General features: G+C 64.6%; 13 protein-coding genes and 1 tRNA gene. 1 reads left to right on the top strand and 13 read right to left on the bottom strand.

What is annotated here, in order from left to right; genetic code table 11:
* Nucleotides 1–264 precede the first annotated feature (264 nt).
* Nucleotides 265–2,475 (top strand): hypothetical protein, encoded by a 2,211-nt coding sequence (locus AC3WLY_RS11310; RefSeq protein WP_492310289.1) that lies wholly within the window; start codon nucleotides 265–267, stop codon nucleotides 2,473–2,475.
* A gap of 81 nt (nucleotides 2,476–2,556) precedes the next feature.
* On the opposite strand, the gene AC3WLY_RS11305 is transcribed toward AC3WLY_RS11310, so the two are convergent.
* The 13 genes from AC3WLY_RS11305 to AC3WLY_RS11245 all read right to left on the bottom strand — a co-directional run bounded on the left by AC3WLY_RS11305 (nucleotide 2,557) and on the right by AC3WLY_RS11245 (nucleotide 15,748).
* Nucleotides 2,557–2,973 carry a MerR family transcriptional regulator gene (locus tag AC3WLY_RS11305; RefSeq protein ID WP_175961570.1) on the bottom strand — a complete coding sequence of 139 codons (417 nt, stop codon included), beginning with the start codon at nucleotides 2,971–2,973 and terminating at the stop codon, nucleotides 2,557–2,559.
* A gap of 60 nt (nucleotides 2,974–3,033) precedes the next feature.
* Nucleotides 3,034–3,420, bottom strand: a complete 387-nt coding sequence (locus AC3WLY_RS11300; RefSeq protein WP_040144036.1) for an integration host factor subunit alpha — start codon at nucleotides 3,418–3,420, stop codon at nucleotides 3,034–3,036.
* A gap of 72 nt (nucleotides 3,421–3,492) precedes the next feature.
* Complete coding sequence (pheT, locus tag AC3WLY_RS11295) at nucleotides 3,493–5,922, bottom strand: phenylalanine--tRNA ligase subunit beta (protein WP_175961571.1); 2,430 nt, start codon at nucleotides 5,920–5,922, stop codon at nucleotides 3,493–3,495.
* 109 nt (nucleotides 5,923–6,031) lie between these two features.
* Nucleotides 6,032–7,045, bottom strand: a complete 1,014-nt coding sequence (gene pheS / locus AC3WLY_RS11290; protein WP_031402190.1) for a phenylalanine--tRNA ligase subunit alpha — start codon at nucleotides 7,043–7,045, stop codon at nucleotides 6,032–6,034.
* Nucleotides 7,046–7,328: 283 nt separating this feature from the next.
* Nucleotides 7,329–7,688, bottom strand: coding sequence for a 50S ribosomal protein L20 (rplT, locus tag AC3WLY_RS11285; protein ID WP_004192938.1), 360 nt, complete (start codon nucleotides 7,686–7,688; stop codon nucleotides 7,329–7,331).
* A gap of 30 nt (nucleotides 7,689–7,718) precedes the next feature.
* A complete protein-coding gene (gene rpmI / locus AC3WLY_RS11280; RefSeq protein WP_004191477.1) occupies nucleotides 7,719–7,916 on the bottom strand; it encodes a 50S ribosomal protein L35 in 198 nt (65 codons plus the stop codon).
* A gap of 190 nt (nucleotides 7,917–8,106) precedes the next feature.
* On the bottom strand, nucleotides 8,107–8,631 hold the full coding sequence (infC, locus tag AC3WLY_RS11275) for a translation initiation factor IF-3 (protein WP_071734130.1): 525 nt from the start codon (nucleotides 8,629–8,631) through the stop codon (nucleotides 8,107–8,109).
* Nucleotides 8,632–8,680: 49 nt separating this feature from the next.
* Complete coding sequence (thrS, locus tag AC3WLY_RS11270; protein ID WP_492310288.1) at nucleotides 8,681–10,588, bottom strand: threonine--tRNA ligase; 1,908 nt, start codon at nucleotides 10,586–10,588, stop codon at nucleotides 8,681–8,683.
* A 271-nt stretch (nucleotides 10,589–10,859) separates the two neighbouring features.
* Nucleotides 10,860–10,936 (bottom strand) — tRNA-Val (locus tag AC3WLY_RS11265).
* 85 nt (nucleotides 10,937–11,021) lie between these two features.
* Complete coding sequence (locus AC3WLY_RS11260; RefSeq protein WP_175961573.1) at nucleotides 11,022–13,256, bottom strand: RelA/SpoT family protein; 2,235 nt, start codon at nucleotides 13,254–13,256, stop codon at nucleotides 11,022–11,024.
* Nucleotides 13,257–13,310: 54 nt separating this feature from the next.
* Nucleotides 13,311–13,664: a RidA family protein gene (locus AC3WLY_RS11255; RefSeq protein WP_034184009.1), complete on the bottom strand. Its 354-nt coding sequence runs from the start codon at nucleotides 13,662–13,664 to the stop codon at nucleotides 13,311–13,313.
* A gap of 80 nt (nucleotides 13,665–13,744) precedes the next feature.
* Complete coding sequence (locus AC3WLY_RS11250; RefSeq protein ID WP_175961574.1) at nucleotides 13,745–14,641, bottom strand: alpha/beta fold hydrolase; 897 nt, start codon at nucleotides 14,639–14,641, stop codon at nucleotides 13,745–13,747.
* Nucleotides 14,642–14,839: 198 nt separating this feature from the next.
* A complete protein-coding gene (locus AC3WLY_RS11245; RefSeq protein ID WP_175961575.1) occupies nucleotides 14,840–15,748 on the bottom strand; it encodes a LysR family transcriptional regulator in 909 nt (302 codons plus the stop codon).
* Nucleotides 15,749–15,852 lie beyond the last annotated feature (104 nt).

Raw genomic sequence — 15,852 nt, 5'->3', positions numbered from 1 at the left:
CCGCGCCGGCCAAGGCTGGCAGCAGATTCGCCCGTTCGTCTAAAAACACGTCGGCCGAGGGTCCGCACAAACCAAACGACCGTTTGATCCAGCCGCCCAGCCACCCCGAATCCGTTGTCCCGCCGCCCGTCGGCGCGCCGCGCCCGGGCGCCCGTTGTTTGGTAACGTCGCTCTAGCGCGCTATGACACACTGCACGGCATCGACGCTCGCGCCGTACAGTGGCGCGCGCCGCCGTCGATCACGACAAGACATGGAGACAGACGATGCGGAATGCGGTCCGGCGCGGCCATCGCTCGCCTTTGGCAATTTTCGACTGGATTTCCGGCCCGCGACGCGCGGCCGCCCCGGTCTCGCACAAGACAGCCCGCGTGTTCGGCTGCGGCGCGCTGGCGCTCGTGCTGCTCTGCACCGGTTGTGCGGAATCGTCCGCGCAGCGCGACGGCAACGCGTCGGTCACGTCGACGAAGATCGAGCGCACCAAAGCCGAACGCCTCGCCCGCGAGCAGCAGATCGCGCGCACCGTGCCGTCGCTCGCATCGATCAGCCTCACGCAACCGCGCCCGTTCACGCTGCGCGACTCGGGCCAGAACGGCGCGATGACGTTCCTGCGCGACGTCGATTTCCGCATCGTCAACAACCTCGGCTTCTTCGTCCATCGGTTGTCGGCCACGCTCGTGCCGACGCAGGCCGGCGCGCCGATCGTGTTCGACGATCCGACGAGCTTCGAGATCGACGTGCACGAAGGCACGGTCACGCTCGACAACGCGAAGCTGACCGCCCTCTTCAATACCTATATCTTCGGTTACCGCAACGCACCGCTGCGCAAGCTCGCCGTGTCGGCCGGCGACGGCGTGATCCACCTGCAGGGCGAAATGCAGCGCGACGGCTGGGTGCCGTTCTCGCTGACCGGCACGCTCGCGATCCGCGACGGCAGCCAGCTCGTGTTCCATCCGACCGGGGTGCGCGTGTCGGGCATCAACGCGCAGCCGGTGATGCGCGCGGCCAACGTGAAGATGGCCGACCTGCTGAAGGTCCAGACGCCGATCGCGCAGCTCGCCGGCGACGATCTCGTAATGTCGGTCGACAAGCTGATGCCGCCGCCGCGCCTGAAGCTCACGATCACCGCGCTGCGCGTGACGCCGGCCGGCCTCGACCTTACGCTCGACGACGGCACGCATGCGGGCTTTGCGATGCCTGCGAACGCGCCGCAGCAGGCGATGGTCATCCGCGGCGGCGACGTGAAGTTCATGCGCTCGATGCCGATGAACGCAGACATCCTGATCGGCCCGGTCGATTCGACGAAGCGCGACCAGAATTTCGTGTTTGACCTGTATCACTATCGCGACCAGGTGTCGGCTGGTTACTTCAATTTCGACGAAAGCGGTGCGATGGCCATCCGGATGCCTTCGTACACGGGTCCGGCCAGCGGCGCGCTGCTCGGCAACGCGGCCGCACGCCTGAACGACAGCTTCCTCGCCGCGCAGCAGTATGCGCTGCGCGAGGTGCGCCAGCACTGGGAAGCCTACGCGCTCGCGGCGGACACGGCGCGGCCCGGCATGCAGAAGGTCGCGATGCGGCGCACGTCGACCACGCCGTTCAACGAGCGGCACGTGTCGAACCGCAACCCGACGATCCATCTGCACAACGTCGACTTCAACCTGTCCGGCGATATCGGCTTTCATGTCGAGGATCTCGACGTCGAACTCGTGTCGAAGCGTCCCGGCGAGCCCGTCGACCTCGACGATCCGAACCAGTACGACATCCGCATTCTCGGCGGCACGGTCGTCGAGTCATGGAAGGCGATGTCCGCGCTCTTCAACAACTACCTGCTCGACTACTCGCCACGTTCGTTGAACGACCTGCAGCTCAGTGCGGACGGCCAGAACCTGCGCGTCCAGGGCGGCATCAAGCTGTGGAATCACGTGCCGGGCGTCTGGCTGCCGACCGACATGAAGGGCTCGCTGACGGTACTCGACGACCGGCACCTCGCGTTCAAGCCGTCCGAGGTGTCGGTGCTCGGCATTCCGCAGGCGAAGCTGCTGCGCTCGCTCGGTATCGAGCTCGCTTCGCTGACGCCGCTGCAGCGTCGCGGCGCGGAACTGCGCGGCGACACGCTCGTGCTCGACCAGTACACCGTGTTCCCGCCGCCGGTGCTGAACGGCAAGCTCGGGCAGGCAACGGTCGAGCGCGACGGGCTGCGCCTCACGTTCCGGCGGGCGGCGGGCGCGCCCGCGCCGAAGCGGCCGCAGATCGATGCGCCGAGCTACATGTGGATGGAAGGCGGCGACATGAAGATGTTCAACGTGCTCGAACTGAACGTGCGCGCGCTGATCCGGAATTCGGCCGAGGCCGGCCCGATGCGTTTCGACCTGTACGGCTACCGCAGCCAGGTCGCGCAGGGCTCGGTGAGAATGCTGCCGGACGGCACGCTGGTCGTCGACATGGGGCAGAAGAATCCGCTCGCGTCGCGCTGATCCGCGTGCGCGACGCGCATGAAAAAGCCCGGTGGCGCTTCGCCAACCGGGCTTTTCATTTCGTCCTTCGTACTTCGCGCTTCAGTCGTGCTTCAGTCCTTCGATCACGTCGAGCAGCGCCTGGCGCAACGCGATGACGTCGACGGTTGCGCCCGGCTTGCCGGGCACACGCGCGTCGGCGGCCTGCATCTCGGCGGATTCGACCGGTTCCGCCGCAGCCCGCCCGCCGCCCGGCGAATCGAGCCGGTTGCGTGCACCGTTGATCGTGAACCCCTGCTCGTACAGCAACTCGCGAATCCGCCGGATCAGCAGCACTTCGTGATGCTGGTAATACCGACGATTGCCGCGCCGCTTCACCGGCCGCAGCTGGGTGAATTCCTGTTCCCAATAACGCAGCACATGCGGCTTGACCCCGCACAGTTCGCTGACTTCGCCGATCGTGAAGTAGCGCTTCGCGGGAATCGGAGGCAAAACGACTTTCTCAACCGTGGTGGTCATCGTCGGTTAACCGTCGGTAAGGGTGCGCGGCGGCCGCGCGGAGACGTCAGCGCGCGGGGCTTACTCCGCGCCGTTTTCGACCAGCGCCTTCAGCTTCTGGCTCGCGTGGAAGGTTACCACCCGGCGGGCCGCGATCGGAATCGCCTCGCCCGTCTTCGGATTACGGCCAGGACGCTGCGGCTTGTCGCGCAGCTGGAAATTGCCGAACCCCGACAGCTTGACGCTTTCGCCGTTTTCAAGCGCGTCGCGGATCACCTCGAAAAACGCCTCGACCATGTCCTTCGCTTCACGCTTGTTCAGCCCGACGCTGTCGAACAGCAGCTCTGCCAGTTCCGCCTTCGTCAGCGTGGGCGTCTCGGCGGACGCCGGCGCCGAAGCGTCGCGGTTCATGGCGCTGCGTTGCGCCGTCAGGAGGGCTTCGAATTCACTCGAGGTCATGTCGTTCATATCTGCCATACAGCGCGTTGAATCAAAACTTACGATGGGAAAAAGCCGCCCGCAAGCGGGCGGGCCCTCTCCTTAGCCGCGCAGGCGCGCACCGGCACGAGCCATCCGCTCGACCAGCGTCTGGATCGCCTGATCGACGACCTCGTCCTGTAGCGTGCCAGCCGCGTCCTGCAGCGTCACACGGAAGGCAAGGCTCTTCTCGTGCGCGGCAAGACCACCGGAAGTATTTGATTTTGCACGAAATTCGTCGAATAGTACAACCTTCTGAACGAATCGGCAGGCCTCTTCGGCAAGCGCCTTCTTCATTTCGTCGAAAAGTGCCTGAACCTCGACCGCCTGATCGACGACAACGGCGATATCGCGACGTACCGGCGGGAATTTCGACACGTCGGTCGGCGCGGGCAGCGCACGCGCAATCAGCGCGTCCGCATCGATTTCGAACATCACGGGCGCGTGCGGCAGCTCGTACTTCTGCATCAGGCGCGGGTGCAGCTCGCCGATCCAGCCGACCGCGCGGCCATCGACCTCGATCCGCGCGCTGCGGCCCGGATGGAGGGCCGGATGCTCTGCCTTCACGAAACGCGCGGCCGCGGGCGCGAGCAGCGCCTCCAGATCGCCCTTCACGTCGAAGAAATCGACAGCGCGGGTCTCGGTGCCCCACTGCTCGTCGAGGGCTGGACCGTACGCAAGCGCGCCGACACGCTTCGGCTGCGCATGACCTTCGACGGCCAGCTCGCCGGCCTTCACCGACGAATCGGCGAGGAACACGCGGCCCGATTCGAACACGCGCACGCGATCGGCGCGCCGGTTCAGGTTGTGACGAAGCACGGCGATCAGGCTGCCGAACAACGTCGTGCGCATCACCGAAAGCTGGCTCGCGATCGGGTTCAGCAGCCTGATCGGGTTGTCGTTGCCTGCGAAATCGTGCTCCCACTCCGCATCGACGAAGCTGAAGTTGACGGTTTCCGCATAGTCGCGCGCGGCGAGCGCATGACGGATGTCGTGGATCGAGCGCCGCGTCTCGTTGGTCGCACGCATTTCGCTCGTCGCGACCGGCGGACGCGCGGGGATCTTCTCGAAGCCGTAGATACGCGCCACTTCCTCGATCAGGTCTTCCTCGATCTCGATGTCGAAGCGGTGCGACGGCGGCGTCACGAGGAACGCGTCGTCTTCACGCTCGAACGGCAGGCCGAGGCGCGTGAAGATGCTGGCGATCTCGTCGGCGCCGATCTTCACGCCGATGATGCGGTTTGCGCGCGACACGCGCATCTTCACCGGCGCGCGCTGCGGCAGGTTCACGGACTGATCGTCGACCGGGCCGGCCTTGCCGCCGCAGATCTCGAGGATCAGCTGCGTGATGCGCTCGACGTGCTCGACGGTCGTCGCGTAATCGACGCCGCGCTCGAAGCGATGGGCCGCATCGGTCGAGAAGTTGTACTTGCGCGCGCGGCCGCGGATGCTGTCCGGCCACCAGAACGCGGCTTCCAGGTAGATGTTGGTCGTGTCGAGCGTGACGGCCGTGCTGTCGCCGCCCATGATGCCGGCCAGGCTTTCGACCTGGCGGTCGTCCGAAATCACGCCGACCGTTTCGTCGAGTTCAACCGTGTTGCCATTGAGCAGCTTCAGCGATTCGCCGCGCTTGCCCCAGCGCACCTCGATGCCGCCGTGGATCTTGTCGAGATCGAACACGTGCGACGGACGGCCGAGCTCGAACATCACGTAGTTCGAGATATCGACAAGCGCGGACACGCTGCGCTGGCCCGAACGCTCGAGACGCTCGACCATCCACTGCGGCGTCTTCGCATGCGCGTTCACGCCGCGGATCACGCGACCCGAGAAGCGGCCGCATAGATCCGGAGCGGCAATGCGCACCGGCAGCGTTTCGTCGAGCTCGACGCGCACCGGGCGGATGTCGACCGGCGTCAGCGGCGCGCCGGTGATCGCGGCCGTCTCGCGCGCGATGCCGAACACGGACAGGCAGTCGGCCTTGTTCGGCGTCAGCTTGATTTCGAAGATCGTGTCGTCGAGATGGAGCGTCTCGCGGATGTCCTGACCGACCGGCGTGTCTTCCGGCAGGATCAGCAGGCCGCTGTGGTCCTCGGACAGCTTCAGCTCGCGCGCCGAGCACAGCATCCCCTGGCTCTCCACGCCGCGCAGCTTCGACAGCTTGATCGCGAACGGCTTGCCGCCCTCTTCTGCCGGCGGCAGTTCCGCTCCGACCAGCGCGACCGGCACCTTGATGCCGGGCGCCACGTTCGGCGCGCCGCAGACGATGTTCAGCGTCGCGCCGGTGCCGGCGTCGACCTGGCAGACATTGAGCTTGTCCGCATCCGGATGCTTGACGACTTCGAGCACGCGGCCGACGACGATCTTCGACGTCGGCGGCGCAGCCTTGCTCAGCGATTCGACTTCGAGCCCCGCCATCGTCAGCGCGTGCGACAGTTCGTCGGTCGTGAGCTGCGGGTCGACAAAGGTTCTCAACCAGGATTCAGGGAATTGCATGGATGTCTACGTTCGAAACAGGTTAGATCGACGCCCGGGGCCCCATCGGATCGTCCGTCGGATCGTCCGTCGGGGCGTGCGCGGGCACAGGTCGGCGCGGCGAGCGGCGTTATGCGAACTGGCGCAGGAAACGCAGGTCGTTCTCGAAGAACAGCCGGAGATCCTGGACGCCGTAGCGCAGCATCGTCAGGCGCTCGAGGCCGCTGCCGAACGCGAAGCCGATGTAACGCTCGGGATCGAGGCCCATGTTGCGAATCACGGTCGGATGCACCTGCCCCGAGCCGGAGATCTCGAGCCACTTGCCGGCGTTCTTGCCTTGCTCGAACATCATGTCGATTTCGGCCGACGGTTCCGTGAACGGGAAATACGACGGCCGGAAGCGCACGAGGATGTCGTCGCGCTCGAAGAATTTTTTCAGGAAGTCGGTATAGACGCCCTTGAGGTCGGCGAAGCTGATGTTTTCGTCGATCCACAGCCCCTCGACCTGATTGAACATCGGCGAGTGGGTCGCATCGCTGTCGACGCGATACGTGCGGCCCGGCGCGATCACCTTGATCGGCGGACGGTTCATGCGCGCGTAACGCACCTGCATCGGGCTCGTGTGCGTGCGCAGCAGCAGTTGGCGGCCGTCGGCGTCCTTGCCTTCGACATAGAAGGTGTCCTGCATCGAACGCGCCGGATGGTTCTCCGGGCTGTTCAGCGACGTGAAGTTGTACCAGTCGGTCTCGATTTCGGGACCGTCGGCCACGTCGAAACCGATCGAGCGGAAAATCTGTTCGACGCGCTCCCACGTGCGCATCACGGGGTGCAGGCTGCCTGCACCGGCGCCGCGGCCCGGCAACGTCACGTCGATCGCCTCGGCGGCGAGGCGCTGGTTCAACAGCGCGTCGGCCAGCGCCTGGCGACGTGCGGTCAGCGCGGCTTCAACCTGCTGCTTCGCGACGTTGATGCGTGCGCCTTCGGTCTTGCGTGCTTCGGGATCGAGCTTGCCGAGGCCCTTCAGCAACTCGGTCAGCGCACCCGACTTGCCGAGAAATCGTGCTTTCTCGTTTTCGAGCGTGGTGATGTCGGCAGCCTGTTCGAAGGACTGCTGCGCGTCGGCGACAATCTGGTCCAGATCCATAGATCCCATCATTTCCAACGTCATTCGGTCTTGGCGAGCGAAATCGCCCGGCCAACAAAAAACGGCCCCCACGCTCTCGTGCTTTGCATGGGACCGGAGTAAGCGCCAAAGGCGCTAACTCCGGATCGACACATTCGCTGCCCCCCCGAGGGGGCGATCGGCCCTCTTGGGGCGGCCCAGCGAGGGCCGATAAAAAAAGGGGCTCGGAGAGCCCCGTTTTCGCTGCAGCGGCCGAGACTACCGGATCATCGCTGCAACTAACCACGCAGTGCTAATTTCGCAATTAGGCTGCAACGGCGGCTTTCACCTGCTTGACGATCGCAGCAAAAGCAGCCTTGTCGAACACCGCCATGTCGGCCAGCACCTTACGGTCGAGTTCGATCGACGCCTTCTTCAGGCCGTTGATGAACACGCTGTAGGTCATGTCGTGCTGGCGAACTGCCGCGTTGATACGCGTGATCCACAGTGCGCGGAACACACGCTTCTTGTTGCGGCGATCGCGGTACGCGTACTGGCCAGCGCGCATCACCGCCTGCTTGGCGATGCGGTAGACGTTATTGCGGCGGCCGCGATAACCCTTGGCCAGGTTGATGATCTTCTTGTGGCGGGCCCGTGCGGTTACCCCACGTTTGACTCGAGGCATGTTTCTCTCCTTAGAGTATCGATTGAGGGGTTACGCGAACGGGAGCATCGCGCGGACGGAGTTCAGATCGGAATCATGAACTGCCGTTGCGCCGCGCAGATGGCGCTTGTTCTTCGTGGTTTTCTTGGTCAGGATGTGGCGCTTGAAGGCTTGACCGCGCTTGACGGTACCGCCCGGACGCACCACGAAGCGCTTTGCAGCGCTCTTCTTGGTCTTCATCTTAGGCATGACGAACAACTCCAGTTTATTAGATGGCGATGGGTGTGCGGTTGGCTTGCGCCCTTGACCCGCCCTTCGAAACCCAGTCCACTTGTGTACGGCGTACCGCTTGCGCAGCCGCCGTCATTGTTGGCGCGCCGCCCTGACCGGGCAACGCGCCGAACCACTTCCGAACCTGCGCGCGAAGCGCGCGGGCCCGTTACTTCTTTTTCTTCGGCGAGAGCACCATGATCATCTGGCGCCCTTCCATCTTCGGCATCTGCTCGACCTGGCCGACTTCCTCGAGATCCGTGCGCAGACGCTCAAGCATCCGCATACCGATTTCCTGGTGAGCCATTTCGCGACCGCGGAAACGCAACGTGATCTTCGTCTTGTCGCCCTCTTCGAGGAAGCGCACGAGATTGCGAAGCTTGACGTTGTAATCCCCGTCATCGGTACCCGGGCGGAACTTGACTTCCTTGACCTGGATGACCTTCTGCTTCAGCTTCGCTTCATGCTGCTTCTTCGATTCCTGGTACTTGAACTTGCCGTAATCCATCAGACGGCAAACCGGGGGAACCGCTTGCGGCGCGATTTCCACCAGGTCAACATCCAGTTCTTCCGATTTACGGAAAGCATCAGCGAGTTTTACGATACCGAGCGGTTCGTTCTCGATCCCGACCAGACGCACTTCCGGCGCAGTGATTTCACCGTTGATGCGATGCGACGACTTATCAGTAGCGATGTTACGTTTCCTCTAAAAATTAAAAAAACGAGCCGCGCTGCCAGGGCGGTTACTTGAACGAGCGCAGGTCTTCCTGCAGACGCTCAACGAAGGCATCGACCGGCATCACGCCAAGATCGACGCCGCCACGGGCACGCACGGCTACCGTTTGCGCATCACGCTCCTTATCGCCCACGACGAGGAGATAAGGCACCTTTTCCAGCGTGTGCTCGCGTATTTTATAGCTAATCTTCTCGTTGCGCAAATCGGCCGTCACTCTAACCCCTTGTTTTTGCAACGATTGGGCCAGAGATTGCGCATATTCGACCTGACTTTCGGCGATATTGAGCACAACAGCCTGCATCGGCGCGAGCCAGACCGGCATCGCACCAGCGTGGTGCTCGATCAAAATGCCGAGGAATCGCTCCATCGAACCGACGATCGCACGGTGCAGCATCACGGGCCGGCGACGGCTGTTGTCTTCCGCCACGTACTCGGCGCCGAGACGTTCCGGCAGCATCATGTCGAGCTGCAGCGTGCCGCACTGCCACGAACGGCCGAGCGCGTCCTTGATGTGGTACTCGATCTTCGGACCGTAGAACGCACCCTCGCCCGGCAGCTCTTCCCACTGGAGGCCGCACGCCGTCAGCGCATCACGCAGGCCCTGCTCGGCACGGTCCCACGTTTCGTCGGAACCCATGCGCTGCTCCGGACGCAGCGACAGCTTGATGTCGATGTGGTCGAAGCCGAAATCGCCATACACGCTCATCGCCAGCCTGTTGAACGCGATCGACTCGGCAATGATCTGGTCTTCCGTACAGAAGATGTGCGCGTCGTCCTGCACGAAGCCGCGCACGCGCATCAGGCCGTGCAGCGCGCCCGACGCCTCGTTGCGGTGGCACGAGCCGAATTCCGCGTAACGCAACGGCAGGTCGCGATACGAACGCAGGCCGTGCTTGAACACCTGGACGTGCCCCGGACAGTTCATCGGCTTGATCGCGTAGTCGCGCTTCTCCGACTCCGTCGTGAACATGTTCTCGCGGTAGTTCTGCCAGTGGCCCGACGCTTCCCACAGCGAGCGGTCCATGATCATCGGCGTCTTGATCTCGAGGTAGCCGGCTTCGTTCACGCGGCGGCGCATGTACTGCTCGACCTGCTGCCACAGCGCCCAGCCCTTCGGATGCCAGAACACCATGCCCGGCGACTCTTCCTGCATATGGAACAGGTCGAGCTGCTTGCCGAGCTTGCGGTGGTCGCGTTTTTCCGCTTCCTCGAGCATGTGCAGGTACTGATCCTGGTCTTCCTTCTTCGTCCAGGCCGTGCCGTAGATGCGCTGCAGCTGCTCGTTCTTCGAATCGCCGCGCCAGTACGCGCCCGCGACCTTCATCAGCTTGAAGACCTTCAGCTTGCCGGTCGACGGCACGTGCGGGCCGCGGCACAGATCGGTGAAGCCCCCGTGCGAATACAGCTTGATTTCGTCGCTCTGCGGAATCGATTCGATGATCTCGGCCTTGTACTTCTCGCCGAGGCTGCGGAAGTAACCCGCGGCCTCGTCGCGCGACACGACACGGCGCGTCACGGGCTCGTCCTTCTTCGCGAGTTCCTGCATGCGCTTTTCGATCTTTTCCAGATCTTCCGGCGTAAACGGACGGTTATACGAGAAGTCGTAATAGAAGCCGTTGTCGATCACGGGGCCGATCGTCACCTGCGCATCCGGATACAGATCCTTCACTGCATACGCAAGCAAGTGCGCGGTCGAGTGACGAATGATGTCGAGACCGTCGGCATCCTTGTCCGTGACGATGGCGAGCGACGCGTCGCGGTCGATCACCGCGGACGTATCGACGAGCTCGCCGTCGAGCTTGCCACCAAGCGCAGCCTTCGCAAGGCCGGGACCGATCGAGGCTGCAACCTCGGCAACTGTCACCGGATGCTCGTATTGTCGAACTGAGCCGTCAGGCAAGCGTATCGAAACCATAGCAATCTCCGTGATGCCGACAGTGGGCGGCAGACCAGGCACGCGATGTAAAAGTCACGCGCGGAATTTTCGCGACAAAAAAAATGCGGCCCCGCTTTCGAGGGGCCGCATTCGATACTTCACTCAAACTGAAAGGGCGAAAACGTTCCTCGACTAGCGTCGCTCCGAAGTGGTTTCGGTCAACGTTCGCGGTGTCATAACCGTATTCGCCTTGTTCGCGTTGAGCTATTTACTGCATCGAATACCCGGAGACCGGGCATTCTCAATTCGTTGGTAGGCTCGATTGGACTCGAACCAACGACCCCCACCATGTCAAGGTGGTGCTCTAACCAGCTGAGCTACGAGCCTAGAGAAGCTGAAATTATATGGAGCTGCTATCGGTTTGGCAAGCGTTTTTATGCGGTCGCAGCAAAATAACGGTGTTCCAACCCCATCATGTCTTGCGACCGGCCCGTACGACGCCCTGCACCTCACCGAGCAGCGTGCAGGCGCGCTGGACTTGCGCCGAGTTCGACACCTCGACCGTGAACTGCATGAATGCCGCATTGCGGCGACTCTGCGTCTTCACGCCCACCACGTTCATCTTTTCGCGCGCGAACACTTCGGAGATGTCGCGCAGCAACCCTTGCCGGTCGCTCGCCTCGATCATCAGGTCGACCGGATAGACGGACGCGCCGCGCCCGCCGAGCACGTCGGCCGACCAGGTCGTCTGCAGCACGCGTTCCGGCGCGCGCTCGACCATCCGGCGAAACGTCGGGCAATCGCTGCGGTGGATCGACATCCCCTTGCCGCGCGTGACGAAGCCGCTGATCGGATCGGGCGGCGCCGGCCGGCAGCAACGCGCGAGCTGGGTCAGCAGCGCGTCGACGCCCACCACCAGCACGCCGGTCGACGCACCGTGCGCAACGCTCGCGCCACTGCTGCGCTTCTCGAAATCGGCTGGCGCCTCGGGCGCCGGCTCGGGCGGCGGCGCATCCGACAGCGCATGTTCGACGTTGCGCAGGCTGAATTCTTCCTTGCCGACGACCGAGAACAACTCCTCGGGCGACTTGAAGCCGAGCTTCGCGGCGAGGTTGTCCAGGTTGACCGACGTCTTGCCCTCACGCTGCAGCGTCTTTTCGACGAGCGCCCGGCCATGCGCGACGTTTTCCTCCTGCTCGATCGAGTTGAACCACGCCCGCACCTTCTGACGCGCGCGCGAACTCTTCAGGTAACCGAGCTGCAGGTTCAGCCAGTCGCGCGACGGCCCACCCTCCTTCACCGCGACGATCTCGACCGTCTGGCCGTTCGCGAGCGGCGTGTTCAGCGGCACCATCACGCCGTCGACGCGCGCGCCGCGGCAACGATGACCGAGTTCGCTGTGCAAGTGGTACGCGAAATCGACCGGCGTCGCGCCCTGCGGCAGCGCGATCACGCGCGCCTGCGGCGTCAGCACGTAGATGTGGTCGTCGTCGAGCGACGTCTCGCGCAATTGCGCCCACGCCTGGTCGCCCGATACCCCCGGGCCGTCCTCGACATCGTCCTTCCATGCGAGCAACTGACGCAGCCACGCGATCTTCTCGTCATACTTGTCGCTCGCCGAAAACTGGCCGCCGTAGCCGCGCGCGCCGGCCTCCTTGTAGCGCCAGTGCGCGGCAACGCCGTACTCCGCGAAGCGGTGCATCTCCTGCGTGCGGATCTGCACTTCGAACGCACGGCCGTCGTCGCCGATTACGACCGTATGCAGCGACTTGTAGCCGTTCGGCTTCGGCCGCGAGATGTAGTCGTCGAACTCCTTCGGCACCGGCTGCCACAGGTGATGCACGATGCCAAGCACCGCGTAGCAATCCTTGATGTCGGGCACGATCACGCGAAACGCACGCACGTCGTACAGCTCGGCGAAATCGAGCTCCTTGCCGCGCATCTTGCGCCAGATGCTGTAGATATGCTTCGGCCGGCCGCTCACGTCGGCCTGGATGTGCGCGTCCGCCAACTCGTGCTGCAGCCGACCGATCGCCTGCGTGACGTACGCCTCGCGTTCGATGCGCTTCTCGTCGAGCAGCTTCGCGATCCGCTTGTAGGTGACGGGATCCTCGAAGCGGAACGCGAGGTCCTCGAGCTCCCACTTCAGTTGCCAGATCCCGAGGCGGTTCGCGAGCGGCGCATAGATCTCGAGCGTCTCGCGCGCGACGTCGGGCGGCGGATCGATCTTCGCGGCCGCGTAGTAGCGCAGCGACTGCAACCGCGACGCGAGCCGGATCAGCACCACGCGGATGTCCTGCGCAAACGCGAGCAGCATCTTGCGCAGCGCCTCGATCTGCGTGCGCCGCTCTTCCGCCGCGTCGCGCCCGGCGTCGGGCACCGCGTTCTGCGCGGCGCGCAGGCTGACGGTGCCGAGCCGCAACAGCTTGCGCACGTCCGACACGAGTCGCGCCACTTCGTCGCCGAAACGTTCGGTGAGCTCGCGCTCCGGGTCGTTCAGGTGCGGCGTCAGTACGAACAGTGCGGCGGCCTGCATCGCGGGCGGATCGACGTTCAGCGTGCGCATGATCGACGCCGTGCCCGCCGAGTGATCGGCGAGCAGTTCGCCGGACGACAGCCGTGCGTCGCCGGCCCGCTCGCGCACGAACGCGAGCACGTCGTCGAACGACGGTGCCGCGACGGGAGAAGTGGAAACGGACTCGGTCATTACACGGCCTGACGGAATGCGGTCATCGTCGGTTGATGCTCAGCTCTGCCCCGCTCAGCTCCGCTGCGCGGCGACGACCACGATCTCGACGAGCAGCGCCGGATCAGCGAGCTTCGCCTCGACGGTGGCGCGCGGCGGCGTGTTGCCCTGCGCGACCCATGCGTCCCACTCCGCATTCATGCCTTCGAAGTTCGCCAGATCCGAGATGTAGATCTGTACCGACAGCAGATGCGCCTTGTCGCTGTTCGCTTCGGCGAGCAGGCGGTCGATGTGGCCGAGCACTTCGCGCGTCTGGCCCCTGATGTCCTGCGCGGTGTCTTCGGCGATCTGGCCGGCCAGATACACGGTACCGTTGTGGATCGCGGTTTCGGAGAGACGGGCCCCGACGTGATGACGAATGACTGCCATGGAATGTTCCGGTCGTGAGTGGGTAAAGAATCGGACGACGACACGGCCCGCGTGCCACCGAACCGCATATTATGACGCGTTTATGCGTCGCCTTCGACGAAAAACCGCCGCGCGAGCGCAATCTGGTCGGCCCCGATGAACGCCGGCGCGTGGCCCGCACCGGGAATCTCGGCCTGCGTCACATGCCGGCCGCGACGCATCATGTCGGCCACCGTCTCGCGCGACAGCAGGTCGGACGTCTCGCCGCGCACGACGAGCAACGACGCGTCCGTCGTCTCGACGGCACGCCACAGCGCGGCCTCGCCGAGCGCGGCCAGTTCGGGCGTCGTCGCCTTGAACGGCTCGGCAATGCGCGGATCGTAACGCATCGTCCAGCCGCCTTGGGGCAGTTCGCGCAGCAGCGGCCCGTTGATCTCGCGCCACTCGTCGGCGCTCAGCGCGCCGAACGGCAGCGACAACGACGTCAGATAGTCGACACCCTCCTGCTCGGTCGCAAAGCGCGGTTGCACGCCGAGATACTCGCCGATGCGCGTCAACGAATCGGGTTCGATGCGCGGGCCGACGTCGTTGACGATCATCCGCCGCAGCGGCGAGCCGGGCAGCCCCGCGAACGCGATGCCGATCAGGCCGCCCATCGACGTGCCGAACCAGTCGACCGATTCGACGTCGAGCCGCGCGATCAGCGTCACCATGTCGGCCACGTATTGCGGGATCGCATAGAGCCGCGGATCGGCAAGCCAGTCAGACCGGCCGCGCCCGACGACATCAGGGCAAACGACGCGATAGGTATCGGACAGCGCGGCGGCGAGCCGGTCGAAATCACGCCCGGAACGGGTCAGGCCATGCACGCAGACCAGCACGCGCGGGTTGGCGGGGTCGCCCCATTCGGTATAGGCGACGTGATGAAGGCCGGCAGCGCTCGCACACTGCACGCGCCGCTGGCGAGGAACCGGGGGATTCGCTGGGGTCGTTGGCATCGTTGGCATCCTGTCGAACGGGGGCGCGCAGCGAGGCAACGCTGGTGCGGCCCAATGCAGACGATTGTAAACCGCTTCGGTCGCGCGGCGCGGCCCGACGCGGCCCGCCGCCGGCCATCCGTGCCGCGGAATGCTGCGCGCGTGATGTTCGCCGTGCGCCCTCTTTCGACGAAACGATCCGCACAATCGCGCGCAACGTCAGCTCTCGTCCCAGCGCCACGCCGCCTGCAAGTGCTCGCGCATGAAGTCGACGAACGTCCGCACGCGCAACGCGAGATGCCGCCCGCCCGGATAGACCGCATGCAGCGGCGCCGCTGGCGCCGCATACGCAGGCAGCACCCGCACGAGCCGGCCCGCCTCGAGATCGGACGCGACGTCCCAGATCGACTTCAACGCAACGCCCGCGCCGTCGAGCGCAAGCATGCGCGCCGCGCCTCCGTCGTTGGTCAGCACCGCCGCCGCGACCTCGACCGCGATCGGGCCGTCCAAGCCATCGAACCGCCATTCGGCCTGCAGTTGCTCGCCCATCACGATGCAACGGTGCGCACGCAGCTCGCCGGGATGCACCGGTAAGCCGCATTCGGCCACGTATGCCGGCGACGCGCACAGCACACGGCGGTTCGGCGCCAGTTCACGCGCGATCATCGACGAATCGGCGAGACTGCCGATCCGCACCGCGACGTCGATTTCGTGCGCGAGCAGATCGACGACCGTGTCGGTCAGAATCAGTTGCACGCACACCTGCGGATGCCGGCGCCGGAACTCGGCGACGAGCGGCGCGATCCGCAATCGCCCGATCTCGCCCGGTGCGGTCACGCGCAGCAGGCCGCTCACCGTGCCGCGACGATCCTGCATCAGCGTTTCCGCCAGGTCGACTTCGGCGAGGATGCGCAGCACCTGTGCATGGAACAGAGCGCCCTCGTCGGTCAACGTCTGCCGACGAGTCGTCCGGTGCAGCAGGCGCACGCCGAGCCGAGCCTCCAGGTGCGCAAGCCGTTTGCTGATGACCGACAGCGACAAGTCCTGCTCCCGCGCCGCCGCCGACAGGCTGCCCGCCGCGACGACGATCGAGAAGGTTTCCAGCGCAGGCAGGTCGTCGATCAGCATTCGAGCATCCTCGAGCCGCCGCCCTTTCCTTTTTTCGAATAATCCATTCGCTTCCCTTTGGTATTTATATCGAATTCGGAAACCTACCATGACGTCACTGCGCC

This window comes from Burkholderia sp. FW306-1C-G01B, from assembly GCF_058781685.1.
Note: the sequence above shows the minus strand (reverse complement) of the source record. Positions and strands in the feature narration are given on the sequence as shown.